36 protein-coding genes and 1 pseudogene are annotated in these 22855 nt (G+C 67.5%); 35 read left to right on the forward strand and 2 right to left on the reverse strand.

Going from position 1 to position 22855, the window contains the following annotated elements; genetic code table 11:
* Positions 1-36: 36 nt before the first annotated feature.
* The 33 genes and pseudogenes from tuf to truA all read left to right on the forward strand — a co-directional run bounded on the left by tuf (position 37) and on the right by truA (position 19348).
* Positions 37-1230, forward strand: coding sequence for an elongation factor Tu (tuf, locus tag ACEL_RS01590; RefSeq protein ID WP_011719141.1), 1194 nt, complete (start codon positions 37-39; stop codon positions 1228-1230).
* A 108-nt stretch (positions 1231-1338) separates the two neighbouring features.
* Entirely contained in the window at positions 1339-1647 is a 309-nt protein-coding gene (gene rpsJ / locus ACEL_RS01595) for a 30S ribosomal protein S10 (protein WP_011719142.1), read from the forward strand.
* A 10-nt stretch (positions 1648-1657) separates the two neighbouring features.
* The gene (rplC, locus tag ACEL_RS01600; protein ID WP_011719143.1) at positions 1658-2326 is read left to right on the forward strand and encodes a 50S ribosomal protein L3; all 669 of its coding nucleotides are present in this window, start codon (positions 1658-1660) and stop codon (positions 2324-2326) included.
* A complete protein-coding gene (gene rplD, locus ACEL_RS01605; protein ID WP_011719144.1) occupies positions 2323-2985 on the forward strand; it encodes a 50S ribosomal protein L4 in 663 nt (220 codons plus the stop codon). The genes rplC and rplD overlap by 4 nt, the downstream gene beginning before the upstream one ends.
* Positions 2966-3262 (forward strand): 50S ribosomal protein L23, encoded by a 297-nt coding sequence (gene rplW / locus ACEL_RS01610; protein WP_011719145.1) that lies wholly within the window; start codon positions 2966-2968, stop codon positions 3260-3262. The genes rplD and rplW overlap by 20 nt, the downstream gene beginning before the upstream one ends.
* A gap of 33 nt (positions 3263-3295) precedes the next feature.
* Complete coding sequence (gene rplB, locus ACEL_RS01615) at positions 3296-4132, forward strand: 50S ribosomal protein L2 (RefSeq protein WP_011719146.1); 837 nt, start codon at positions 3296-3298, stop codon at positions 4130-4132.
* A gap of 12 nt (positions 4133-4144) precedes the next feature.
* Positions 4145-4426, forward strand: coding sequence for a 30S ribosomal protein S19 (gene rpsS, locus ACEL_RS01620; protein ID WP_011719147.1), 282 nt, complete (start codon positions 4145-4147; stop codon positions 4424-4426).
* Between the two features lie 4 nt (positions 4427-4430).
* Positions 4431-4850 (forward strand): annotated as a pseudogene (rplV, locus tag ACEL_RS12515) (50S ribosomal protein L22); the annotation flags it as partial.
* 413 nt (positions 4851-5263) lie between these two features.
* Positions 5264-6289 carry a 30S ribosomal protein S3 gene (gene rpsC, locus ACEL_RS12890; RefSeq protein WP_011719149.1) on the forward strand — a complete coding sequence of 342 codons (1026 nt, stop codon included), beginning with the start codon at positions 5264-5266 and terminating at the stop codon, positions 6287-6289.
* A gap of 3 nt (positions 6290-6292) precedes the next feature.
* A complete protein-coding gene (gene rplP / locus ACEL_RS01635; RefSeq protein ID WP_011719150.1) occupies positions 6293-6712 on the forward strand; it encodes a 50S ribosomal protein L16 in 420 nt (139 codons plus the stop codon).
* Positions 6676-6942 (forward strand): 50S ribosomal protein L29, encoded by a 267-nt coding sequence (gene rpmC, locus ACEL_RS01640; RefSeq protein ID WP_049751325.1) that lies wholly within the window; start codon positions 6676-6678, stop codon positions 6940-6942. The genes rplP and rpmC overlap by 37 nt, the downstream gene beginning before the upstream one ends.
* The gene (gene rpsQ, locus ACEL_RS01645; RefSeq protein WP_011719152.1) at positions 6939-7229 is read left to right on the forward strand and encodes a 30S ribosomal protein S17; all 291 of its coding nucleotides are present in this window, start codon (positions 6939-6941) and stop codon (positions 7227-7229) included. Before rpmC ends, rpsQ begins: the two co-directional genes overlap by 4 nt.
* Before the next feature lie 64 nt (positions 7230-7293).
* Complete coding sequence (gene rplN / locus ACEL_RS01650) at positions 7294-7662, forward strand: 50S ribosomal protein L14 (RefSeq protein WP_011719153.1); 369 nt, start codon at positions 7294-7296, stop codon at positions 7660-7662.
* Positions 7662-8006, forward strand: a complete 345-nt coding sequence (rplX, locus tag ACEL_RS01655) for a 50S ribosomal protein L24 (RefSeq protein ID WP_011719154.1) — start codon at positions 7662-7664, stop codon at positions 8004-8006. Before rplN ends, rplX begins: the two co-directional genes overlap by 1 nt.
* Positions 8007-8013: 7 nt before the next feature.
* A complete protein-coding gene (gene rplE / locus ACEL_RS01660) occupies positions 8014-8604 on the forward strand; it encodes a 50S ribosomal protein L5 (protein ID WP_011719155.1) in 591 nt (196 codons plus the stop codon).
* A gap of 2 nt (positions 8605-8606) precedes the next feature.
* Positions 8607-8792, forward strand: coding sequence for a type Z 30S ribosomal protein S14 (locus ACEL_RS01665; protein ID WP_011719156.1), 186 nt, complete (start codon positions 8607-8609; stop codon positions 8790-8792).
* 75 nt (positions 8793-8867) lie between these two features.
* Positions 8868-9269, forward strand: coding sequence for a 30S ribosomal protein S8 (rpsH, locus tag ACEL_RS01670; protein ID WP_041835218.1), 402 nt, complete (start codon positions 8868-8870; stop codon positions 9267-9269).
* A gap of 11 nt (positions 9270-9280) precedes the next feature.
* Positions 9281-9820 (forward strand): 50S ribosomal protein L6, encoded by a 540-nt coding sequence (gene rplF, locus ACEL_RS01675; RefSeq protein WP_011719158.1) that lies wholly within the window; start codon positions 9281-9283, stop codon positions 9818-9820.
* A 1-nt stretch (position 9821) separates the two neighbouring features.
* Complete coding sequence (rplR, locus tag ACEL_RS01680) at positions 9822-10208, forward strand: 50S ribosomal protein L18 (protein ID WP_011719159.1); 387 nt, start codon at positions 9822-9824, stop codon at positions 10206-10208.
* Positions 10209-10257: 49 nt separating this feature from the next.
* Complete coding sequence (gene rpsE, locus ACEL_RS01685) at positions 10258-10857, forward strand: 30S ribosomal protein S5 (RefSeq protein WP_011719160.1); 600 nt, start codon at positions 10258-10260, stop codon at positions 10855-10857.
* A 1-nt stretch (position 10858) separates the two neighbouring features.
* On the forward strand, positions 10859-11041 hold the full coding sequence (gene rpmD, locus ACEL_RS01690; protein ID WP_011719161.1) for a 50S ribosomal protein L30: 183 nt from the start codon (positions 10859-10861) through the stop codon (positions 11039-11041).
* Positions 11041-11535, forward strand: a complete 495-nt coding sequence (rplO, locus tag ACEL_RS01695) for a 50S ribosomal protein L15 (RefSeq protein WP_011719162.1) — start codon at positions 11041-11043, stop codon at positions 11533-11535. Before rpmD ends, rplO begins: the two co-directional genes overlap by 1 nt.
* Positions 11536-11628: 93 nt before the next feature.
* A complete protein-coding gene (gene secY / locus ACEL_RS01700; protein WP_011719163.1) occupies positions 11629-12942 on the forward strand; it encodes a preprotein translocase subunit SecY in 1314 nt (437 codons plus the stop codon).
* 15 nt (positions 12943-12957) lie between these two features.
* Positions 12958-13611 carry an adenylate kinase gene (locus ACEL_RS01705; RefSeq protein WP_011719164.1) on the forward strand — a complete coding sequence of 218 codons (654 nt, stop codon included), beginning with the start codon at positions 12958-12960 and terminating at the stop codon, positions 13609-13611.
* Between the two features lie 85 nt (positions 13612-13696).
* Positions 13697-14512 (forward strand): type I methionyl aminopeptidase, encoded by an 816-nt coding sequence (gene map / locus ACEL_RS01710; protein WP_011719165.1) that lies wholly within the window; start codon positions 13697-13699, stop codon positions 14510-14512.
* A 200-nt stretch (positions 14513-14712) separates the two neighbouring features.
* Positions 14713-14934 carry a translation initiation factor IF-1 gene (gene infA / locus ACEL_RS01715; protein WP_011719166.1) on the forward strand — a complete coding sequence of 74 codons (222 nt, stop codon included), beginning with the start codon at positions 14713-14715 and terminating at the stop codon, positions 14932-14934.
* A gap of 39 nt (positions 14935-14973) precedes the next feature.
* Positions 14974-15087, forward strand: a complete 114-nt coding sequence (gene rpmJ, locus ACEL_RS11855) for a 50S ribosomal protein L36 (RefSeq protein WP_011719167.1) — start codon at positions 14974-14976, stop codon at positions 15085-15087.
* 9 nt (positions 15088-15096) lie between these two features.
* Entirely contained in the window at positions 15097-15477 is a 381-nt protein-coding gene (gene rpsM, locus ACEL_RS01720) for a 30S ribosomal protein S13 (protein WP_011719168.1), read from the forward strand.
* Between the two features lie 105 nt (positions 15478-15582).
* Positions 15583-15990, forward strand: a complete 408-nt coding sequence (rpsK, locus tag ACEL_RS01725; RefSeq protein WP_011719169.1) for a 30S ribosomal protein S11 — start codon at positions 15583-15585, stop codon at positions 15988-15990.
* Positions 15990-16616, forward strand: a complete 627-nt coding sequence (gene rpsD, locus ACEL_RS01730; RefSeq protein ID WP_011719170.1) for a 30S ribosomal protein S4 — start codon at positions 15990-15992, stop codon at positions 16614-16616. The genes rpsK and rpsD overlap by 1 nt, the downstream gene beginning before the upstream one ends.
* Positions 16617-16691: 75 nt before the next feature.
* The gene (locus tag ACEL_RS01735; RefSeq protein ID WP_011719171.1) at positions 16692-17717 is read left to right on the forward strand and encodes a DNA-directed RNA polymerase subunit alpha; all 1026 of its coding nucleotides are present in this window, start codon (positions 16692-16694) and stop codon (positions 17715-17717) included.
* Between the two features lie 48 nt (positions 17718-17765).
* The gene (gene rplQ, locus ACEL_RS12735; RefSeq protein ID WP_011719172.1) at positions 17766-18434 is read left to right on the forward strand and encodes a 50S ribosomal protein L17; all 669 of its coding nucleotides are present in this window, start codon (positions 17766-17768) and stop codon (positions 18432-18434) included.
* A gap of 20 nt (positions 18435-18454) precedes the next feature.
* Positions 18455-19348 carry a tRNA pseudouridine(38-40) synthase TruA gene (truA, locus tag ACEL_RS01745; protein ID WP_011719173.1) on the forward strand — a complete coding sequence of 298 codons (894 nt, stop codon included), beginning with the start codon at positions 18455-18457 and terminating at the stop codon, positions 19346-19348.
* A gap of 10 nt (positions 19349-19358) precedes the next feature.
* Here truA and ACEL_RS01750 read toward each other — a convergent pair whose 3' ends face one another.
* Positions 19359-20201, reverse strand: a complete 843-nt coding sequence (locus ACEL_RS01750; RefSeq protein WP_011719174.1) for a DUF4097 family beta strand repeat-containing protein — start codon at positions 20199-20201, stop codon at positions 19359-19361.
* A 6-nt stretch (positions 20202-20207) separates the two neighbouring features.
* Positions 20208-20711, reverse strand: coding sequence for a YlcI/YnfO family protein (locus ACEL_RS01755; RefSeq protein ID WP_011719175.1), 504 nt, complete (start codon positions 20709-20711; stop codon positions 20208-20210).
* A 219-nt stretch (positions 20712-20930) separates the two neighbouring features.
* Here ACEL_RS01755 and ACEL_RS01760 point away from each other — a divergent pair, with 219 nt between their 5' ends.
* Complete coding sequence (locus tag ACEL_RS01760) at positions 20931-21986, forward strand: daunorubicin resistance protein DrrA family ABC transporter ATP-binding protein (protein ID WP_011719176.1); 1056 nt, start codon at positions 20931-20933, stop codon at positions 21984-21986.
* Complete coding sequence (locus ACEL_RS01765; RefSeq protein WP_011719177.1) at positions 21983-22804, forward strand: ABC transporter permease; 822 nt, start codon at positions 21983-21985, stop codon at positions 22802-22804. The genes ACEL_RS01760 and ACEL_RS01765 overlap by 4 nt, the downstream gene beginning before the upstream one ends.
* Positions 22805-22855: the final 51 nt, after the last annotated feature.

Raw genomic sequence — 22855 nt, forward strand, 5'->3', positions numbered from 1 at the left:
GTCGTACGGCGAAGCAACCCACCCCAAGGAGTACCAGTGGCGAAGGCGAAGTTCGAGCGGACCAAGCCCCACGTCAACATCGGCACCATTGGTCACATCGACCATGGCAAGACCACCCTGACGGCGGCTATCACCAAGGTCTTGCACGACCAGAACCCCGACATCAACCCGTACACGCCGTTCGAGCAGATCGACAAGGCGCCGGAAGAGCGGGCTCGGGGCATCACGATCTCGATCGCGCATGTCGAGTACCAGACGGAGAAGCGGCACTACGCACACGTCGACTGCCCGGGGCACGCCGACTACATCAAGAACATGATCACCGGTGCGGCGCAGATGGACGGTGCGATCCTCGTCGTCTCGGCGGCTGACGGTCCGATGCCGCAGACCAAGGAGCACGTGCTTCTCGCCCGGCAGGTCGGCGTCCCCTACATCGTGGTGGCGCTGAACAAGGCTGACGTGGTCGACGACGAGGAGATCTTGCAGCTCGTCGAGCTTGAAGTGCGTGAACTGCTCAACAGCTACGAATTCCCCGGGGACGACGTGCCGGTCGTCCGGGTCTCCGCGCTGAAGGCGCTCGAGGGAGATCCCAAGTGGACACAGTCGATCCTCGACCTCCTCAAGGCGTGCGACGACTACATTCCCGAGCCAGTCCGGGAGATCGACAAGCCGTTCCTCATGCCGATCGAGGACGTCTTCACGATCACAGGCCGCGGTACGGTGGTCACCGGACGTGTCGAGCGTGGTGTCGTCAAGGTCGGTGACGAAGTCGAAATCGTGGGCATCCACCCCAAGACCCTGAAGACCACGGTCACCGGCGTCGAGATGTTCCGCAAGCTTCTGGACGAAGGCCGTGCCGGCGACAACATCGGCGTCCTGCTCCGCGGCATCAAGCGCGAAGAAGTCGAGCGGGGACAGGTGGTCTGCAAGCCAGGCAGCATCACCCCGCACACCGAATTCGAGGCGCAGGTCTACGTGCTGTCCAAGGACGAAGGCGGCCGGCACACGCCGTTCTTCAACAACTACCGGCCGCAGTTCTACTTCCGCACCACCGACGTCACCGGTGTCGTCCATCTCCCGGAGGGCACCGAGATGGTCATGCCGGGCGACAACACGGAAATGCGGGTGGAGCTCATCCAACCGATCGCCATGGAGGAGGGGCTGCGGTTCGCCATCCGTGAGGGTGGCCGGACCGTCGGCGCCGGCCGAGTGACGAAGATTCTCAAGTAGTGCAGCGCGGCGGCCGGAGGTCGACCTCCGGCCGCCGCAGCGTGCCGAGCCTGCGCAGGGCGGCACGAGGCGAGAGAGCGACGAGACGAAGCGAGGGATCGGACGACCATGGCCGGACAGAAGATCCGCATCAGGCTGAAGGCCTATGACCACGAGGTCATCGACAGCTCGGCCCGCAAGATTGTCGAGACGGTGACGCGTACCGGGGCGCGGGTCGCCGGTCCGGTGCCGCTCCCGACCGAGAAGAACGTGTACTGCGTGATCCGCTCCCCGCACAAGGACAAGGACAGCCGCGAGCATTTCGAGATGCGCACCCACAAGCGGCTGATCGACATCATCGACCCCACTCCGCGGACGGTTGACTCGCTCATGCGGCTGGACCTCCCCGCCGGTGTCGACATCGAGATCAAGCTGTAAGGGACAGACGATGCCGAAACAGGTGAAAGGGCTGCTGGGCGAGAAGCTCGGCATGACCCAGGTCTTCGACGAATCGGGCCGGGTCATCCCGGTGACCGTCGTCCGTGCCGGGCCGTGCGTCGTCACTCAGGTCCGCACCCCCGACCGGGACGGGTACTCGGCGGTTCAGCTCGGCTACGGCGCTGTGGATCCCCGGCGGGTCAACAAGCCGTTGGCTGGGCACTTCCGGGCGGCTGGCGTGACACCCCGGCGTTACCTCGCGGAGGTTCGCACCGGTGACGCCGCGGAGTACACGGTGGGCCAGGAAGTGACCGTCGAGATCTTCACTCCCGGCCAACGGGTTGATGTCGCCGGCGTCAGTAAGGGCAAAGGCTTCGCGGGCCTGATGAAGCGGCACAACTTCCGCGGCCTGCCGGACTCGCACGGAACCGAGCGCAAGCACCGTTCGCCCGGCTCGATCGGCGCGTGCGCCACTCCCGGCCGCGTCTTCAAGGGGCTCCGCATGGCCGGCCGGATGGGCGGGCGACGGGTGACCGTGCAGAACCTCGCCGTCCAAGCGGTCAAACCTGAGGAGAACCTGCTCTTGCTGCAGGGAGCGGTGCCGGGACCGAACGGCGGGCTGGTGTACGTCCGTACCGCCGCCAAGGGCAAGGCGAATCGGGACGGAGGTGCCGCATGACCACCGTGACCGTCGCCGGCACCGACCGGACCGTCGAACTACCGGCGGACGTGTTCGACGTCCAGGTCAACGTGCCGCTCATTCATCAAGTCGTCGTTGCGCAGCTCGCCGCCGCCCGCCAGGGCACCCACAAGACGCGGACCCGCGGCGAGGTCTCCGGCGGCGGGAAGAAGCCGTACCGGCAGAAGGGCACGGGCCGGGCCCGCCAAGGCTCCATCCGCGCGCCGCAGTTCACCGGCGGTGGTGTGGTGCACGGCCCCATGCCACGCCACTACGACCAGCGCACCCCGAAGAAGATGAAGGCGGCCGCCCTGCGCGGCGCCCTCACCGACCGGGCGCGCGCTGGACGAATTCACGTACTGCCGCGCATCGTCGACGGGGAGGCGCCGTCCACTAAGCAAGCGCTCGAGGCGCTCCGGACGGCGCTGGGCACCGAGCGGCGTCGGGTCCTCGTCGTCCTGGATCGCGGAGACGAGACCGGCTGGAAGAGCCTGCGCAACATCCCGGACGTGCACCTGCTGGTGGCGGATCAGCTGAACGCGTACGACGTCCTGTCCAGTGACGACGTCGTCTTCACCGAGCAGGCACTGAGCGAGTTCCTCGGACGTGGGGGCGACCGGACGGCGGAAGGAGACGGCGATGAGCAGCGATCCGCGTGACGTCCTGCTTGCTCCGGTGATTTCGGAGAAGAGTTACGGACTCCTCGACCAGAACAAGTACACGTTCCTGGTCCCACCGGAGTCGAACAAGACCCAGATAAAGATCGCGGTTGAGAAGGTGTTCAACGTTCGCGTGCTCGACGTCAACACCATCAACCGGCAGGGGAAGCGCAAGCGGACCCGCCGCGGCTGGGGCCAACGGAAGAACACCAAGCGGGCGATCGTCACGGTCGCACCGGGTGACCGGATCGACATCTTCGGTCCGCCGGTGAGCTGACCCCGACCGAACGGACGAGCGAGGAAGCAGACCATGGGCATTCGCAAGTACAAGCCGACGACCCCGGGACGGCGGGGCGCGAGCGTCGCCGACTTCGTGGAGATCACCCGAGAGCACCCGGAGAAGTCGCTGGTCCGGCCGCTGCACTCCAAGGGCGGCCGGAACGTCTACGGTCGGATCACCACGCGGCACCAGGGCGGCGGCCACAAGCGGGCCTACCGCCTGATCGATTTCAAACGGGCCGACAAGGACGGCGTCCCGGCGAAGGTGGCGCACATCGAGTACGACCCCAACCGCACCGCGCGGATTGCCCTGCTGCACTACGCGGACGGCGAGAAGCGCTACATCTTGGCGCCTGCCCGCCTCGCTCAAGGGGACGTCGTCGAATCGGGTCCCGGCGCTGACATCAAGCCCGGGAACAACCTCCCGCTCCGCAACATCCCGGTGGGAACCGTGGTGCACGCCATCGAACTTCGTCCAGGCGGTGGCGCGAAGATCGCTCGCTCGGCGGGAGCGAGCGTGCAGCTCGTCGCCAAGGAAGGGATGTATGCCCAGCTGCGGATGCCGTCCGGCGAGATCCGCAACGTGGACATCCGGTGCCGGGCCACGGTCGGCGAGGTCGGCAACGCCGAGCAGTCCAACATCAGCTGGGGCAAGGCCGGCCGGATGCGCTGGAAGGGGAAGCGGCCGAGCGTCCGCGGGGTGGCGATGAACCCGATCGACCACCCGCTGGGTGGAGGCGAAGGGAAGTCTTCGGGCGGCCGCCATCCGGTAAGCCCGTGGGGCAAACCGGAGGGCCGCACTCGTCGCAAGCACAAGCCGAGCGACAAGCTGATCGTCCGCCGTCGCAAGTCGAACAAGAAGCGCTAGGAGTTGCTCGCGATGCCGCGCAGCCTGAAGAAAGGGCCGTTCGTCGACGACCACCTGCTGAAGAAGGTGGAGGCGCAGAACGCCCGGGGCACCAAGAACGTGATCAAAACGTGGTCACGTCGCTCGATGATTGTGCCGGAGATGATCGGGCACACGATCGCCGTCCATGACGGCCGCAAGCACGTGCCGGTCTTTATCACCGAAGCGATGATCGGACACAAGCTCGGCGAGTTTGCGCCGACTCGCACGTTCCGCGGCCATGTCAAGGAAGATCGGAGGTCGCGTCGTGGCTAGTCCGATGGGATCGACCGCCTCGCTCACCGGCCCGGTCGTCCGGGCGAGGGCACGGCTGCGGTATTCGACGATCACTCCGATGAAGGCCCGCCGGGTCGTGGACCTGGTCCGCGGTCTGCCGGCCGATGAGGCCCTCACCACCTTGCAGTTCCTGCCGCAGGCCGCCAGCGCGACCGTCTACAAGGTGCTCGCCAGCGCCATCGCCAACGCGCAGCAAGAGGCCGCCAAGCAGGGGGAGCGGCTGGACGCCGAGGATCTCGTCGTCTCGGCCGCGTACGTCGACGAGGGTCCGACGCTCAAACGGTTCCGGCCGCGGGCCCAGGGTCGGGCGTACCGGATCCGCAAGCGCACCAGCCACATCACCATCCATGTCGAGTCGTGGCCGGCGGAAGCGGAGACCCGCGCGACGAAGAAGGCCGTGCCGAAGGGGGCCCGCCACCGCCGGCGGCTGACCGGGGCCGGCAAGCCAGCGGCGTCCGCGGCGACGGAGACCCCGGCCGCCCAGCCGGTGGCGGCGACCACCGAGACCGTGGAGGTCGAGGCAGCTGCGACGGCGGGCGCTCCGCCCACGGTTGAGACCCCGGTTGCGGTGGCGTCCGCGGCGACGGAGACCCCGGCCGCGACGGCGGCCGAGACCAAGGCTGGCGGAGCGGCTGAGGCGGAGGTCGCCACAACGGACGAGCAGACGACCGAGACCGCTCCGGCAGCGGAGGCGGAGAAGCCGGCCGTCCGGCGTCCGGCGGCTCGGAAGAGCACGACGTCCGCGCGCCGCCGCGCAGCGGAGACCGAGGGGCACGATTCGGACGCAGAGTCCACGGATGAAGGAGGGACCCGCTAGTGGGCCAGAAAGTCAACCCGCACGGGTTCCGGCTGGGCATTACCACCGAGTTCTCCAGCCGTTGGTACGCCGACCGGATGTACCGCGACTACGTCAAGGAAGACGTCGCGATCCGGCGGATGATGACCCGAGGGATGGAGCGGGCCGGCATCTCCCGAGTGGAGATCGAACGCACCCGGGACCGGGTCCGGGTCGACATCCACACGGCGCGGCCAGGGATTGTCATCGGACGTCGCGGTGCCGAAGCTGACCGGATCCGCGCCGACCTGGAGAAGCTCACGAACAAGCAAGTGCAGCTCAACATCCTCGAAGTCAAGAACCCCGAGATCGACGCCCAGCTCGTCGCCCAGGGTGTGGCCGAGCAGTTGAGTCAGCGGGTTTCGTTCCGCCGGGCGATGCGCAAAGCGCTGCAGAGCGCGCTCAAGGCGGGCGCCAAGGGCGTTCGCGTGCAGGTCGCCGGACGGCTCGGCGGAGCTGAGATGAGCCGCACCGAGTTCTACCGTGAGGGCCGGGTTCCGCTGCACACGCTCCGTGCCGATATCGACTACGGCTTCTACGAAGCGCGGACGACGTTCGGCCGCATCGGCGTCAAGGTTTGGATATACAAGGGCGACGTCGTCGCCGGACGCGACCACGAAGCCGCGCGGGTCGCCGCCCGCGTGCAGCAGCGTGCGGTCCGCGGCCGGTCGGCCCGCCGCGAACAGCCGGCGGCCGAGTCACCCGCGCTGGAGACTGCTGCGCCGGCCGTGGCCGAACCTGGAGCGGCTGCTGCGCCGGCGGCCGCCGGCGCCGACGTGCCGGTGGTCGCCGACACAGCTCCTGCCGGGCAGGGGGCTGCCGAGCGGCCGGTGGCCGAGCAGCCGGTCGTGACTGCCGAGCCGGCCGCCGCCGCGGCGGTCACCGGAGAAACCGGGACAGGCGGGTCGAACGCTGCACCGGCTGAACCGACAACGTCGGCAGCGGCCGAGGAGGCCCCTGGCGGAGCCGACGCGCCATCCGACGCGACCGAGACGAAGGAGGGGTGAGCCATGCTCATTCCGCGTAAGGTCAAGCACCGCAAGCAACATCACCCGAAGCGCAGCGGGGTTGCCAAGGGCGGCACCCGGGTGGTGTTCGGCGAGTACGGCATCCAGGCGTTGGAGCCGGCGTACGTGACGAACCGCCAAATCGAGTCCGCCCGTATCGCCATGACCCGGCATATCCGCCGTGGCGGCAAGGTCTGGATCACGATCTTTCCGGACCGGCCGTTGACTAAGAAGCCTGCTGAGACGCGGATGGGCTCTGGCAAGGGCTCACCCGAATGGTGGGTCGCCAACGTCAAGCCGGGCCGGGTGATGTTCGAGCTTGCCGGCGTCCCGGAACCGGTAGCCCGGGAAGCACTGCGCCGAGCGATGCACAAGCTTCCGATGAAATGCCGGTTCGTACGTCGCGAGGTGGAGGTGTCGTGACGAACAAAGCCGACGAGCTGCGGACCCTCGAACCGGACGAGCTCGCGAACCGGTTGCGGGAGGCGAAGGCCGAGCTGTTCAACCTCCGGTTCCAGTTCGCCTCCGGGCAGCTGGAGAATCACGGCCGGTTGCGCGCCGTGCGCAAGGAGATCGCGCGGATTTACACCGTGATGCGCGAGATGGAACTCGGGATCATCGTGAAGGAGCAGAAGACCGAGGGCGCCGCATGAGCGAACAGATCGAGCAGTCGACTGCAACCAAGCCGCGGCGGGGAATCCGCAAGGTCCGCGAGGGTGTCGTCGTCAGCGACAAGATGGACAAGACGATCGTCGTTGCCGTTGAGGACCGGGTGAAGCACCCGCTCTACGGCAAGGTCATGCGCCGAACGAGCAAGTTGAAGGCGCACGACGAACAGAACACCGCCAAAGTCGGCGACCGGGTGCTCCTCATGGAGACTCGGCCGCTTTCGGCAACGAAACGGTGGCGGCTGGTCCGGATCGTGGAGAGGGCCAAGTAGTACCGGCGCACGCCCTTACCGGCGCACGCCGGCAGGACAGGCAACAGACACGGGAGAGAGGGCAGTGATTCAGCAGGAGTCGCGACTGAAGGTCGCGGATAACACCGGAGCCCGCGAGATCCTTTGCATCCGCGTGCTCGGCGGCTCGGGTCGCCGGTACGCCGGCATCGGCGACGTCATCATTGCCACGGTCAAGGACGCTCTCCCCGGCGCCGGCGTGAAGAAGGGCGACGTCGTGAAGGCGGTCGTCGTCCGCACAGCCAAGGAACGCCGTCGTCCGGACGGTTCGTACATCAAGTTCGATGAGAACGCCGCCGTGCTGATCAAAGACGGCGGCGACCCGCGCGGCACCCGCATCTTCGGCCCGGTCGGCCGCGAGCTCCGGGAGAAGAAGTTCATGCGCATCATCTCGCTCGCACCGGAGGTGCTGTGATGGCCGGATTGAAGGTACGCAAGGGCGATACCGTTCAGGTCATTGCCGGCAAGGACCGCGGCACCAAGGGCAAGGTGATTGCCGCGTTTCCGCGCGAGCAGAAGCTGCTGGTCGAAGGGGTCAACCGGGTGCGCCGGCACACCAAGGTGACCGCAACGACCCGCGGCTCCAAGACGGGCGGAATCATCACCAAGGAAGCGCCGATCCACGTGAGCAACGTCATGGTCGTCTGCCCGGAGTGCGAGAAGCCGACCCGTCTGGGCCGGCGGCAGGACGTCGTCGACGCAAGCACGGGCAAGACGCGGCCGGTTCGGATCTGCAAACGATGCGGCAAGGAGATATAGGACGCCGATGACGACCACACACCCTGCTCTGACGGCTGGGCGGCCGGCGGGTTACGTGCCGCGGCTCAAGCAGTACTACCGCGAGCACGTCGTACCCGCGCTGCGTGAACAGTTCGGGTACCGCAACGTCATGCAAGTCCCGACCTTGGTGAAGGTCGTGGTGAACATGGGCGTTGGCGAGGCAGCCCGTGACGCCAAGCTGATCGAAGGCGCGGTCCGCGACATAGCCGCGATCACCGGCCAGCGGCCGGCGATCGCCCGGGCCCGCAAGTCGATCGCGCAGTTCAAGCTGCGTGCCGGGATGGCCATCGGTGCCTACGCGACGGTTCGCGGCGACCGCATGTGGGAGTTCCTGGACCGGATGCTCACCCTCGCCCTGCCCCGGATCCGCGACTTCCGGGGACTGTCACCGAAGCAGTTCGACGGCCACGGCAACTACACCTTCGGACTCACCGAACAGGTGATGTTCCACGAGGTGGATCAGGACAAGCTCGACCGGTTCCGCGGCATGGACATCACCGTCGTGACGACGGCGCGCACCGATGACGAGGGCCGCGCCCTCCTCCGGCACCTCGGCTTTCCGTTCCGGGAGAACTGACCATGGCGAAGAAAGCACTGATCGTAAAGGCGCAGCGGAAGCCGAAGTTCGCGGTCCGCGCCTACACCCGGTGCAACCGGTGCGGGCGGCCGCATTCGGTGTACCGCAAGTTCGGGCTGTGCCGGCTGTGCTTGCGGGAGATGGCTCACCGCGGCGAACTGCCGGGCGTGACCAAGAGCAGCTGGTGACGATGAGCGCGGCAACAGGGACGCCGCAGGTCCGGTGGACGGAAACCGCGGCGGGAAGGGCGAAATAGCGCGATGATGACCGATCCGATCGCGGACATGCTGACGCGGGTCCGCAACGCCAATTCGGCGTACCACGACACCGTCGTGATCCCCTACTCAAAGATCAAGGCGAATATCGCGGAGATTCTCCAGCGCGAGGGGTACATCGCCGGTTACCGGGTTGACCCGGTGCCTGGGCACGCGACGGCGAAGAACCTCGTGATCACGCTCAAATATGGGCCGAACCGCGAGCGGTCAATTTCCGGCGTGCGCCGGGTCAGCAAGCCGGGGTTGCGGGTGTACGCCAAGGCCGAGAACCTGCCTCGAGTGCTCGGCGGGCTCGGTATCGCGATCATCTCGACGTCTGCCGGTCTCCTCACCGACCGCCAATGCGCGAAGCGGCGCATCGGCGGCGAGGTGCTGGCGTACGTGTGGTAGAGGGAGACGAGATGTCACGTATCGGGCGACTTCCCATTCCGGTGCCGGCTGGGGTTGACGTCACGATTGACGGCCGGACGGTCACCGTCAAGGGGCCTCGCGGCACCCTGACGCACACGATCGCCGAGCCCATCACGGTCGAGAAGGCCGAGGACGGGACCCTGCACGTGCGTCGTCCGGACGACGAGAACCGCACCCGCGGTCTCCACGGGCTGACGCGCACCCTCATCGCGAACATGATCACCGGTGTGACGCAGGGTTTCGCGAAGACGCTGGAGATCGTCGGAACCGGTTACCGCGTGCAGGCTCGCGGCTCCGATCTGGAGTTCGCCCTCGGCTTCAGCCATCCCGTGGTGGTCCGGCCGCCGGAGGGCATCTCGTTCGAGGTGCAAACGCCCACCCGGTTCGTCGTGCACGGGATCGACAAGCAGAAGGTCGGCGAGGTGGCGGCCAACATCCGCAAGCTTCGCAAGCCGGAGCCGTACAAGGGCAAGGGTGTGCGCTACCAGGGCGAGAACGTGCGCCGCAAGGTCGGAAAGGCTGGAAAGTAACATGCCACAGTTGCTCAGTCGTCGGGTCGGCCGTGGCTCGACCCGGACCGCGGCACGGATGCGCCGCCACTTCCGGGTGCGCAAGAAGATCAGCGGGACGCCGGAGCGGCCGCGGCTCGTCGTCCATCGGTCGGCGCGGCATGTCTTCGTGCAGATCGTCGACGACACCCGTGGCCACACCCTTGCGAGTGCGTCGTCCTTCGAGCCGGAGATGCGCAGTTTCGCCGGCGACAAGACGGCCAAGGCGCGGCGCGTCGGCCAGTTGATCGCCGAGCGGGCGAAAGCGGCGGGAATCACCACGGTGGTCTTCGACCGGGCCGGCTACCGCTACCACGGGCGGGTCGCGGCGATTGCCGATGGCGCTCGGGAAGGCGGGCTGGTGTTGTGATCGACGCGTGTGAGCAGCGAGGAGAACGACCGAGGATGGGACGGAGCTGATGGCGACGGCAGGACGTCGAGGCGGTGCGGCGAGTGAGCGACGCGAGCGTCGCGAGAGTCGCCGGCAAGAGGCCAGCCCCGAGAAGAGCAACTTTCTCGAGCGGGTCGTGACGATCAATAGGGTCGCCAAGGTCGTCAAGGGTGGACGGCGGTTCAGCTTCACGGCGCTCGTGGTCGTCGGAGACGGCAACGGCATGGTCGGTGTCGGGTACGGCAAGGCCCGCGAAGTGCCCGCCGCGATCGCGAAAGGCGTCGAGGAGGCGAAGAAGCACTTCTTCACCGTTCCCCGGGTGCAAGGCACCATCCCGCATCCGGTGATCGGAGAAGCTGCCGCCGGGGTCGTCCTGCTGCGTCCGGCCAGCCCGGGAACCGGTGTGATCGCCGGTGGCCCGGTGCGCGCGGTGCTGGAGTGTGCAGGGGTGCGTGATGTGCTCTCCAAGTCGCTCGGCTCCGACAACGCGGTGAACATCGTGCATGCGACGGTCAAGGCGCTGCGGGCGCTGGTCCCTCCCGAGAAGGTCGCGGTGCGACGGGGACTCCCGCTGGAAGAGGTGGCCCCACCCGCACTCTTGCGGGCCAAGGCCGAGGCGGGGGTGTGAGATGCCGCGGCTCAAGGTCACCCAGGTTCGCTCCGGGATCGGCGGCACGGCCGAGCAGCGTGACACCCTGCGCAGCCTTGGTCTCAAGCGGTTGCGGGACACGGTCGTGAAGGAAGATCGCCCGGAGATCCGGGGCATGATCCGCGCGGTGGCGCACCTGGTTCGCGTCGAGGAGGTTGAGTGATGGCCCGGACGTCGGTACGGCCGGTCGAGGAGGAATCGTCCTCCGCGCCGGCCAGCCTGCTCAAGCCCCATCACCTGCGCCCGGCTCCCGGTGCGCATACCCCCAAGACCCGGGTGGGCCGGGGTGAGGGCTCCAAGGGGAAGACCGCCGGCCGGGGAACCAAGGGAACGAAGGCCCGGCACACGGTACCGGCCCGGTTCGAGGGCGGGCAGATGCCGCTGCACATGCGGGTGCCGAAGCTCAAGGGGTTCCGGAACCGGTTCCGCACCGAGTTCCAAGTGGTCAACGTGGGACGGCTCGCGGAGCTCTACCCGGACGGGGGCGAGGTGACCCCCGCCGACCTGGTACGACGCGGCGCGGTGCGGTCCGGGCAACCGGTGAAGATTCTCGGCGACGGCGACGTGACCGTGGCGTTGCACGTGACGGCGGATGCGTTCTCGTTGTCGGCAAAGGCGAAGATCGAAGGGGCAGGCGGTTCGATCCGTCGGTCCTGACCGACCAGCCGGGCGATGCTAGAGTCACCGCAGCAGCGGACCGGTGTGGCGCAGGCAGGCGCGGAGCGTTCGGCCAGGGCGTGAGGAGTCGACGTGCTGACGGCTTTTGTTCAGGCATTCCGGACGCCTGATCTGCGCAAGAAGCTGCTCTTCGTCCTCTTCATCATCGTGCTGTTCCGGATCGGCAGTGCGATTCCAACGCCGGGCGTATCGAGCAAGAACATCAACACCTGCCTGCAACAGATCCCCCAGGGCGGTGCCGGGAACATCTACACCCTGATCAACCTGTTCAGCGGCGGTGCGCTGCTCAAGCTCTCCATCCTGGCGCTCGGCATCATGCCGTACATCACCTCGAGCATCATCATCCAGCTGTTGGTCGTCGTGATTCCCCGGCTGGAGCGCCTCAAGGAAGAAGGGGCGTCCGGGCAGCAGAAACTCACCCAGTACACCCGCTATCTGACGATCGGCCTTGCGGTGCTGCAATCCGCGGCGTTCGTAGCTCTGGCGCGGACCCCGGGCGCGGTGTTCAGCGGCTGCTCCCTGCCAATCATTCCGAATACCAGCCTCGGCGTGATCGTGACGATGGTCATCATCATGACCGCGGGCACCGGGATCATCATGTGGCTCGGTGAGCTGATCACCGACCGGGGGATCGGCAACGGCATGTCGCTGTTGATCTTCGTTCAGATTGCCGCCCGGTTCCCCGCCGAGCTCAACCAGATCCGGTTGAACAAGGGGCTGCCGACGTTCATCGGCGTGCTGGTCGTCGGAGTGGCGATCATCACCGCGATCGTCTTCATGGAGCAAGGGCAGCGGCGGATCCCGGTCCAGTACGCCAAGCGGATGGTTGGCCGGCGGATGTACGGCGGCACGTCGACGTACATCCCGCTGAAAGTGAATCAAGCCGGTGTCATCCCGGTCATCTTCGCGTCGTCCCTGCTGTACATTCCTTCGCTGGCGATCCAGGTTTGGGGCCCCACCAAGCACCCGGCGTTCGCGAATTTCGTGAACACGTACCTCTCCCCGAGCACGGCGCATCCGACGTACTTGCTCGCCTATTTCGTACTCATCATCTTCTTCACGTTCTTCTACGTGGCGATCACTTTCAATCCGGATGAGATCGCCGACAACATGAAGAAATACGGCGGTTTCATCCCCGGCATCCGGCCCGGCCGGCCGACCGCGGAGTACCTCAGCTACGTGCTCTCGCGGATCACTGTGCCCGGTGCCACCTACCTGGCGTTCATCGCCGTCCTGCCGGAACTTGCCCTCTCCATCGTCGGAAGTGCTCAGGCGTTTCCGTTCGGCGGCACGACGGTGCTCATCCTCGTCGGCGTCGGCCTTGACATGGTGAAGCAGATCGAAAGCCAGTTGATGTTGCGGAATTACGAGGGATTCCTCCGGTAACCATGGGAGCGTAGAGTGCGTCTGGTCCTGGTGGGTCCGCCAGGCGCCGGCAAAGGGACCCAAGCGCAGCTCATCGCCTCCCACTTGCACGTGCCGAAAATCTCTACCGGGGACATCTTCCGGAAGAATGTCGCCGACGACACACCGCTCGGCCGCCTTGCCAAGCAGTACATGGACGCCGGCGATCTGGTGCCCGACGAGGTGACCATCGCGATGGTCCGCGACCGGCTGGCCGGCGACGACGTGCGCGACGGGTTCCTCCTCGACGGTTTTCCCCGGACGGTCCACCAGGCGGTGGAGCTCGACGCGATGCTTGCCGAGGCCGGTGCGCGGTTGGACGTCGTGCTCGAGCTCGTCGTGGACGACGACGAGGTCATCCGGCGGCTCTCCGGTCGCCGCACCTGCGCCGACTGTGCCCATGTCTGGCACGTCACCTACGACCCACCGACGGTGGACGGCGTCTGCGACCTGTGCGGGGGGAAGCTCTTTCAGCGGGAGGACGATCGCGAGGAGACCGTCCGGCACCGGTTGGAGGTGTACTACCAGCAGACGGCTCCGCTGATCGACTACTACGCGGCCCGGGGGATTCTCGAAGGCATCGATGCGATGGGACCGGTCGAGGAGGTCACGGCGCGGGCGGTCGCGGCGCTGCGGCACTGGAGCAGGTAGGGTCGCCGGCACGAGCCGGAGACGCCGCGACGTGGACTGGCGGGCGTTGAGACGGGAGGATCCGTACGCGGTGCGGAGGAGATCGATGATTCAGCTGAAGAGCGATGCGGAGATCGCGAAGATGCGCGAGGCCGGCCTCGTCGTCGCGGCCGCGCTGGACGCCGTCCGTGCCGCCATCGCACCCGGGGTGACCACCGCCGAGCTTGATGAGATCGCCGCTGACGTCCTGCGAAACGCGGGGGCGGCCTCGAACTTCAAGGGATACCGGGCAGGCGGGAGCGTCCCTTATCCGGCGACGATCTGCGCGTCGATCAATGACGAGGTGGTGCATGGCATTCCGAGCCGCAAGCGGACGTTGCGCGCTGGCGACATCATCTCCATTGACTGCGGGGCGATTGTCGACGGCTGGCATGCCGACGCAGCGTTCACCGCAGGGGTCGGCGAGATTTCGCCGGAGGCTGCCCGGCTCATCGAGGTGTGCGAGGAGGCGCTGTGGCGCGGTATCGCCGCTGGCCGACCGGGGGCGACCCTTGGGGACATCGGCTACGCGGTGGAGAGCTATGTCCGCTCCCAGGGCGACTACGGCATGGTCGAGGAGTACGGCGGTCACGGGATCGGCACGGAGATGCACCAGGAGCCGCATGTCCCGAATCGCGGCAAGCCGGGCCGTGGTTTGCGGCTGGTTCCCGGGTTGGTGCTCGCCGTCGAGCCTATGATCATGCTGGGCGATCGCCGGGTCTTCACCCGAGATGATCACTGGACGGTTGCCACGGTGGACGGCAGCTGGGCTGCGCACTTCGAACACACCTTCGCCGTGACCGCCGACGGTCCCATGGTGCTGACGGCTCCCGACCTCGGTGCCGCCCGGCTCGGGTCGCTCGCCTCGCGCGCCGCCGGGTGACGCGCCCACCCCAGACCGGTCACCCCAGCCCGGTTTCACAGACCGCCGCTGTCTCGCGTAAACTTGCCACTCGGCCCACCGCGCTGCGTGTTCTGTCCCGGCGGTTCCCGACGGAACGTACATCGCGTGCGGTGCCTTGCGTCTGTCAACGGGACGGCGGAGGCTGGGCCGGCGAGAGAGGCGTACGGAACGCGGAGGACATGGCAAAGAAGGACGGGGTCATCGAGATCGAGGGCCAGGTGATCGAGCCGCTGCCCAACGCGATGTTCCGGGTCGAGCTGGCCAACGGCCACAAGGTCCTCGCCCACATCAGCGGCAAGATGCGGATGCACTACATTCGCATCCTGCCGGGTGACCGGGTGGTCGTCGAGCTGAGCCCCTATGACCTCAATCGCGGCCGGATCGTCTACCGCTACCGTTGACCGCCGTGGCGTGGGTCGGAGCAGTGCGCAGGAGATGCGATGAAGGTTAAGCCGAGCGTCAAGAAGATTTGTGACAAGTGCAAGGTGATCCGGCGACACGGCCGGGTCATGGTGATTTGCCAGAATCTGCGGCACAAGCAGCGTCAGGGGTAGGGAGCAAAGGTGGCCCGTCTCGTCGGTGTCGATCTTCCGCGCGACAAGCGGCTGGAGGTCGCGCTCACGTACATCTATGGCATCGGTCGTACCCGCGCGCTGGAGACGCTCGCTGCCACCGGCATCAGCCCCGATCTGCGGGTCCGGGATCTGACGGACGACGATCTGCTGAAGCTCCGGGAATGGATCGAGGCAAATTACCGGGTCGAGGGGGACTTGCGCCGCGAAGTCGCCGCGGACATTCGCCGCAAGATTGAGATCGGCTGCTACCAGGGGATTCGTCATCGCCGCGGCCTTCCGGTGCGCGGCCAGCGCACGCACACCAACGCCCGCACCCGGAAGGGTCCCCGCAAGACTGTCGCTGGGAAGAAGAAGCCCGGCAAGAAGTAACTCGGCACGATCCTGCCGGACGTCGCCAACGCGAGCCGGCATTCCGCAGACCGCTGATCAACTGACGACCACGAGACCAACGAGTACGGGAGAGACACCAGCCCGATGCCACCGAAGACGCGAAGCCAGACCGGTGCTAAGAAGGTGCGCCGGAAGGAGAAGAAGAACGTGGCGCACGGCCACGCGCACATCAAGAGCACGTTCAACAACACCATCGTCTCGATCACCGATCCCAGCGGCGCGGTGATCGCCTGGGCCAGCGCCGGTCAGGTGGGGTTCAAGGGTTCGCGGAAGTCCACGCCGTTCGCCGCGCAGATGACCGCGGAGGCCGCGGCCCGCCGCGCCCAGGAGCACGGGATGCGCAAGGTCGACGTGTTCGTCAAGGGGCCGGGGTCTGGCCGGGAGACCGCGATTCGTTCCCTGCAAGCGGTTGGTCTTGAGGTCGGTTCCATCCAAGACGTGACGCCGGTGCCGCACAACGGCTGCCGTCCCCCGAAGCGGCGGAGGGTCTGATGGCTCGGTACCTCGGAGCGGATTGCAAGCTCTGCCGGCGCGAGAAGATGAAGCTCTTCCTCAAGGGCTCGAAGTGCGAATCGCCGAAGTGCCCGATCGAGGAGCGTCCCTACCCGCCGGGTGAGCATGGCCGGACTCGGGCAAAGGAGAGCGAGTACCTCCTTCAGCTGCGCGAGAAGCAGAAGTGCGCGCGGATTTACGGCGTCCTGGAGAAGCAGTTCCGCCGCTACTACGAGGAGGCGAGCCGGAAGACCGGCCGCACCGGCGAGAACTTGCTGCGGATCCTGGAGAGCCGGTTGGACAACGTCGTTTATCGTGCCGGGTTCGCCGCGAGTCGCGACCAGGCGCGGCAGCTGGTCCGGCACGGTCACTTCCTCGTCAACGGACGGCGGGTGGACATCCCGAGCTACCGCGTGAGTGAGAACGACGTCATCGAAGTCGCGGAGAAGTCGCGCGAGCTCACGCCGTTCGTCATTGCCCGGGCGGTAGCCGGTGAGCGTACCGTGCCGCCGTGGCTTGAAGTCATCCCGAACCGGCTGCGGATCCTCGTCCACTCGTTGCCCAGCCGGCAGGTGATCGACACGCCGGTGCAGGAGCAGCTCATCGTGGAGTTCTACTCGAAGTAAGACCTCCGGCCACGACCGGTCGGTGTTCCACTCGCGGCGTCATATGGCGGTCGCCCGAGACCTTGGAGGCAAGAAGTGCTCATCGCACAACGACCAACCATTACCGAAGAACCTGTCCACGACACGCGGTCACGTTTCGTGATCGAACCTCTCGAACCGGGTTTCGGCTACACCCTGGGCAATTCGCTGCGGCGGACGCTGCTCTCGTCCATTCCGGGAGCCGCGGTGACGAGCCTGCGCATTGACGGCGTCCTGCACGAGTTCTCCACCGTGCCGGGAGCCAAAGAGGACGTCACCGAGATGATCCTCAACATCAAAGAGCTGGTCGTCTCGTCCGAGCACGACGACCCGCAGGTCATCTACCTCCGCAAGCAAGGCCCGTGCGAAGTGACGGCGGCGGACATCGTCGCCCCCGCCGGGGTCGAGGTGCACAATCCCGACCTGCACATCGCGACCCTGAACGACAAGGGCAAGCTCGAGATCGAGATGGTCGTGGAGCGGGGTCGTGGTTACGTGCCTGCGGCGCAGAACAAGCTTCCCGGCCACGAGATCGGCCGTATTCCCATTGACTCGATCTACTCCCCGGTGCTGAAGGTGACGTACAAGGTCGAGGCCACCCGTGTCGAGCAGCGCACCGACTTCGACCGGTTGATCATGGACGTCGAGACGAAACCGTCGATGCGGCCGCGGGACGCCATGGCCAGTGCCGGCAAGACACTCGTCGAGCTCTTCGGCCTGGTCCGCGAGCTGAATGTGGACGCTGAAGGCATCGACATCGGCCCGTCGCCGTCCGATGCCGCGCTCGCCGCCGATCTCGCCCTCCCCATCGAGGATCTCAACCTCACCGTCCGGTCCTACAACTGCTTGAAGCGGGAGGGGATCCACACGGTCGGCGAGCTCGTCGCGAGGAGCGAGGCGGATCTCCTGGACATCCGGAATTTCGGCCAGAAGTCGATCGAAGAGGTGAAGACGAAGCTGGCGGAGATGGGTCTGTCGCTCAAGGACTCTCCGCCGGGATTCGACCCCGGCCGGGTGGTCTACTCCGCTTCCCGTTCTGACTACGACGAGGATCAGCGGTATATCGAGACGGAGCAGCTGTAGGACGGTACCGCGGTCGCTGCGCCGCGCGAAGACGAGAAAGGTCGATCCATGCCCTCGCCGACCAAGGGAGCCCGCCTCGGTGGCGGCCCGGCTCACGAGCGCCTCATCCTCGCGGGTCTGGCCACCGCGTTGTTCGCCCATGGCCGGGTTCGGACGACGGAGGCAAAGGCACGCCGCCTCCGGCCACTGGCTGAACGTCTCATCACCAAGGCCAAGCGCGGGGATCTCCACGCGCGACGGCAGGTGCTGACCGTGGTCCGCGACAAGACCGTGGTGCACCGGCTCTTCGCGGAAATTGGCCCGCAGTACCGGAATCGGCCCGGCGGCTATACCCGGATTCTCAAGCTCGGCCCGCGGAAGGGCGACGCAGCACCGATGGCGTTGATCGAATTGGTGGAACCGGCGGCGGAAGAAGTCGTCGCCGAGGCCACCGCCGCGACGCGCCGGTCCGCCCGGGATCGGGTCGGACGGCGAAGCAGGGCCGCGGAGGCGCCGACTGCACCGGCCGAAGTCGCTGCCGGCGGGGCGGAGCCCGTGGCGGCGGTCGCCGAACCGGTCGGGTCGGCCGCGGGTACCGCCGAGGCGCCGGCCGCGGCGCCCGACGAAACGGCCGGGGCGGAGCCTGCGGTGGCGGCCGCCGAGTCACCGGCGGCTGCAGACGCTGAGGCCCCTGCCGGCGCTGGTGCCGCTGCAGAGGAGCCGGAAGAGAAGCCCTGACCGAGCCGGAGTCGCCGGGGTTGACGGCACTGCCTGACGGCCGGGACGACGCCGGCCGAGCGGACGCCGCGACAGCGCGACTGCGCATCGACCTCGGATACGACGGGACCGATTTCGCAGGCTTTGCCCGTCAACCGGGACTGCGCACCGTCCAAGCGGAGGTCGAGCGCGCGCTCGCCGTCGTCCTGCGACTGCCGGAGCCGCCGCCGGTCACGGCGGCAGGCCGGACGGACGCCGGGGTGCACGCGCGCGGGCAAGTGCTGCACGTCGACGTCCCCATCGATGCCCTCCGGGTGGTCGGCGCAGCCGAAACCGGCGCCGCTGACGCTGTGGCGCAGCTGGCCGCGCGGCTGAACGGCGTCCTCCCTGACGACATTGCCGTGCACGCTGTCGGCCTCGCGCCTCCCGGTTTCGACGCCCGGTTCTCGGCACTCGCCCGCCGGTACAGCTACCGTGTTGCGGACCGGCGCTGGGATCCGCTGCGCCGCCGCGACACGCTCCGATGGCCGCGCCCGCTCGACGAGACCGCGATGAACGCCGCCGGCGCGGCACTGCTCGGTGAACATGATTTCGCCGCCTTCTGCCGCCGTCGGGAGAATGCGACGACGATCCGGCGCTTGCTCCGGTTCGAGTGGCTCCGCGACGGCGACGGCGTGCTGGTGGCACAGGTCGAGGCCGACGCATTCTGCCACTCGATGGTGCGGGCGCTGGTCGGCGCCGTGCTTGCCGTCGGTGCCGGACGGCGTCCGGTTGGCTGGCCGGCCGAGGTGCTAGCCGCGCGGGCCCGGGACCCTGCGGTGACGGTGGTCCCGCCGCACGGGCTCACGCTGGAGGAGGTCTGCTATCCCCCGGTTGACCTGCTTGCGGCGCGCGCAGCCCAGACCCGGCGGCGTCGGGATGTCGCGTCCGGCTGATCCGGGACGATCAGCTTGCCTGCCGGGCGGCGACGGTTGCCCGGTGGAGCCGGATGTCCCCGGAGCCGGTTCGCGCCCGAATGGTGATGGATTGCCGCTGTGGTTCATGGCTGGTCAACGGCAGGTCGGAGATGAGCCGTCCGGAGCCGGTGACGATGTCGAGCCGGGCCGCCTGCCCGGGAGGCAGTCCGATGGAATGCGACCCGGCGCCGCTCATCAGGTTGACGTCCGCGTATGCCGCCTCGATCGTCGCGCCGGCCGCGCCGGTGCGGAGCCGGGTGACCGCGTCTGCGACGCCGATCCGCAGGGAACCGCTGGCGCACTGTACGGTCACCGGTGCCCTCGCGTGATCGATGTCGATTTCGCAGGCGCCGCAGCGGGCGGTAACCGCCTCCCGCGCCTCGCGGATGCGCAGCCGCCCATACCCGCCGCGCAGCCGCACGGCCCCTCGGACGTCGTCCGCCTGGACGGCGACCCGGCCGCCGGCGACAAGGATCGGGCCGGATGGGCCGTGCACGGTGACGTCACCGTCGAACACGGCGACCCGCACGCCCGAGGTCGCGGGCGCCACCACGCGGACCTCCAGCCCGGCGTACGGCTTCAGCCAGGCCTCCAGGATGCTGCGCTTCCAGCGGCTCGGCCGCGGCCCCCGGATCGCGAGGTGCGAGCCGCGCAGATCGACCGAGGTGCGGTCAGCGACGTCCGATGTTGCATCACGGGCCTGGAGTTCAACCACGACCTCCGCCACGTGATCACCGAGTTCGACGGTGAGCGTCGCCACCGCCAGCGTGCAGTCGATCGTAATCGGTCCTTCGCTGGGGAATGTCCGACGTCTCGGCAGGTGCTCAGGCACGGCGTCTCACCCCTCCACCCAGCCGCTGATCCGCTGTGCGCCGTAGCCGAAACCGGACGGCCAGCCGGTCGCCCAATTCCCGTGCGGCAGGCTGAGCGCCCGTTGGGCGGCGCGGATGAGCCAGCTGTTCACGGAGACGCCCTCCCGCTCCGCGGCGCGGTCAATCTCGGCCTTGAGGGTTTCGGGGAGCCGGAGCGAGATCCGCGCCGTCGGTTCACCATCGGCGGGTTGTGACGGCTCAGCGGCGGGCGCTTCGCGAGGCATGATCACCTGTACATCGATGTCATCACCGTTCAGCTGCGCGGTGACCGAGCCGGGAATCCCGTCCGCAAAGAGCGTGCTGGTGATCTCGCCGGCCGCCCGGGTGACGGCGTCGAGAACGGCCAACCGGACGGCGGCCTCGGCTGCCGCGGCAAGCGCTTCGGCGACTTGCCGGGTTCGTTCGTCGCCGAGGGCCGCGGCGGCGCGGAGCTGAGCCAGCACTTGATCAACAATGGGTTGCAGCTGCATGACAGCATTATGACACCGAACTTGACATCGTCAAGATGTCTTGGTAGCGTCACGTCGGTACGCGTGGCCGGACGGCGTCGGTACGCGTGGCCGGACGGCGCCGCGATGGGATTCGCGAGCCAACCGGCGCACGGACGCGCCAATGGCGGCCCACAGCCCCGGCCACAGGAACGATCCGCGAGCCAACCGGCGGCAGGGACGCAACGGGAAAGGGGAGAGATGGACGGCGACGAGCTGGCGATCCTCGTCGAGGGTGTGCGGAAGTCGTTCGGCACCGTGCAGGCGCTGCGAGGCGTCGACCTCGCAGTCCCCCGCGGGCGGGTGCTCGGATTGCTGGGACCAAACGGCGCCGGAAAGACCACCCTCGTCCGCATTCTCACGACGTTGCTTGCGCCGGATGGCGGCCGTGCGCTGGTCGAGGGTTATGACGTCGTCACGCAGGCCGGCGCCGTGCGGGAACGGATCGGGCTTGCGGGGCAGGCAACCGCGATCCAGGCCGAGCTGACCGGCCGGGAGAACCTAGAGATCATCGGACGGCTCTATCACCTGCCGAGAGCCATGGCCCGTGATCGGGCAGCCGAACTTCTCGCCGCCTTCGGCTTGGAGGAGGCAGCGGACCGCCCGGCAAAGACCTACTCGGGCGGCATGCTCCGCCGCCTCGATCTCGCCGCCAGCCTCATCGGATCACCGAGCGTGCTCTTCCTCGACGAGCCGACCACCGGCCTTGACCCGCGGAGCCGGATCGCCATGTGGCAGATCATCCGGCGGCTCGTCGCAACGGGCACCACCCTTTTCCTGACGACCCAGTACCTCGAAGAGGCCGACGAGTTGGCCGACGAGATAGTGGTCATTGATCACGGGCGGGTCATTGCGGCCGGGACGGCGGCAGAGCTGAAAGACCGGGTCGGTGGGGACGTCTTGGAATTCATCGTCCCCGATGTGGAGCATTTGGACGCCGCGGTAGCGGCGGTCGCCGGGTTGTCGGATTCGCCGCCGCACGTCGACCGGGAGACCCAGCAGATTTCTCTCGCCGTAGGCTCTCGGGGCTCGGCAGCGCTGGTGGAGGCGGTCCGGGCCTTGGACAGCGCCGGCGTTCCGATTGAAGGTCTGGTCATGCGGCGGCCGTCCCTCGACGACGTCTTTCTGGCTGTCACCGGTCATGCCGCGGTGAGCGAGTCGCCGCCGGACCGCAGGCGCCGCAGTCGGGGACGCGGCCGCGGCGGGTCGGAACCGGAACGTGACGAAGTCGTGAGCGAGCAGGGAGGACAACGATGAGCGCGGTCTCGACGGTCGGCGCCCACAGTCTGCGGCGGCGCATCTCGTGGGCTGTAGCGGATGCCGCGACCTTGACGCGCCGCAATCTCCTCGTGTGGTGGCGCGTGCCGGCGTTCCTGGTTTTCACCGTCGTCCAGCCGGTGATGTTCACCCTTCTTTTCCGCTACGTTTTTGGCGGCGCGATCAGCACCGGCGGGCGGGGAAGCTACGTCGATTACCTGATGCCCGGCATCATCGGCCAAACCGCTGCCTTCGCCTCGATCGGGACGGCGATTGCCTTGGGCAACGAGGCAGGGAAGGGCATCATCGACCGGTTCCGCTCGATGCCGATGGCTCGGTCGGCGGTGCTCGCCGGTCGGCTCGCCGCAGACACCCTCCGGATGCTCTTCACGATCCTCGTCATCCTCGGCGTGGGATATCTGGTCGGTTTCCGGTTTCACAACGGCGTCGCCGGGGCGATCGGCATGGTTCTGCTGGCGGGATTTTTCGGCCTGACCATCTGCGCCGTCTCGGCATACATCGGGCTTGCCATCAAGGACGAGGAGTCCATCCAGGCCTTCGGTCTGATCTGGCTCTTCCCGCTGACCTTCGTCAGCTCGGCCTTTGTTCCGATCAATTCGATGCCTGGGTGGCTGCAAGCCTTCGCCAACAATCAGCCCGTCACGATCGTCATCAACACCCTCCGGTACCTTGCCCTCGGCCCGACGCCAGGGGCGAGCGCGTTGCAACCGCATCTGTGGCAGAGCCTCGCCTGGCTGGTCGGGATTCTCGCCGTCTTCGGTCCGCTGGCGGTTCGCGCGTACCGGCGGTTGAGCTGACCGGCACGCAAGCTCGGCAAGGCGTTCGCGGCCGCTCATCTCGTTGGGGTG

Origin of the sequence: Acidothermus cellulolyticus 11B, assembly GCF_000015025.1 — a bacterium.
Lineage (GTDB): Bacteria > Actinomycetota > Actinomycetes > Acidothermales > Acidothermaceae > Acidothermus > Acidothermus cellulolyticus.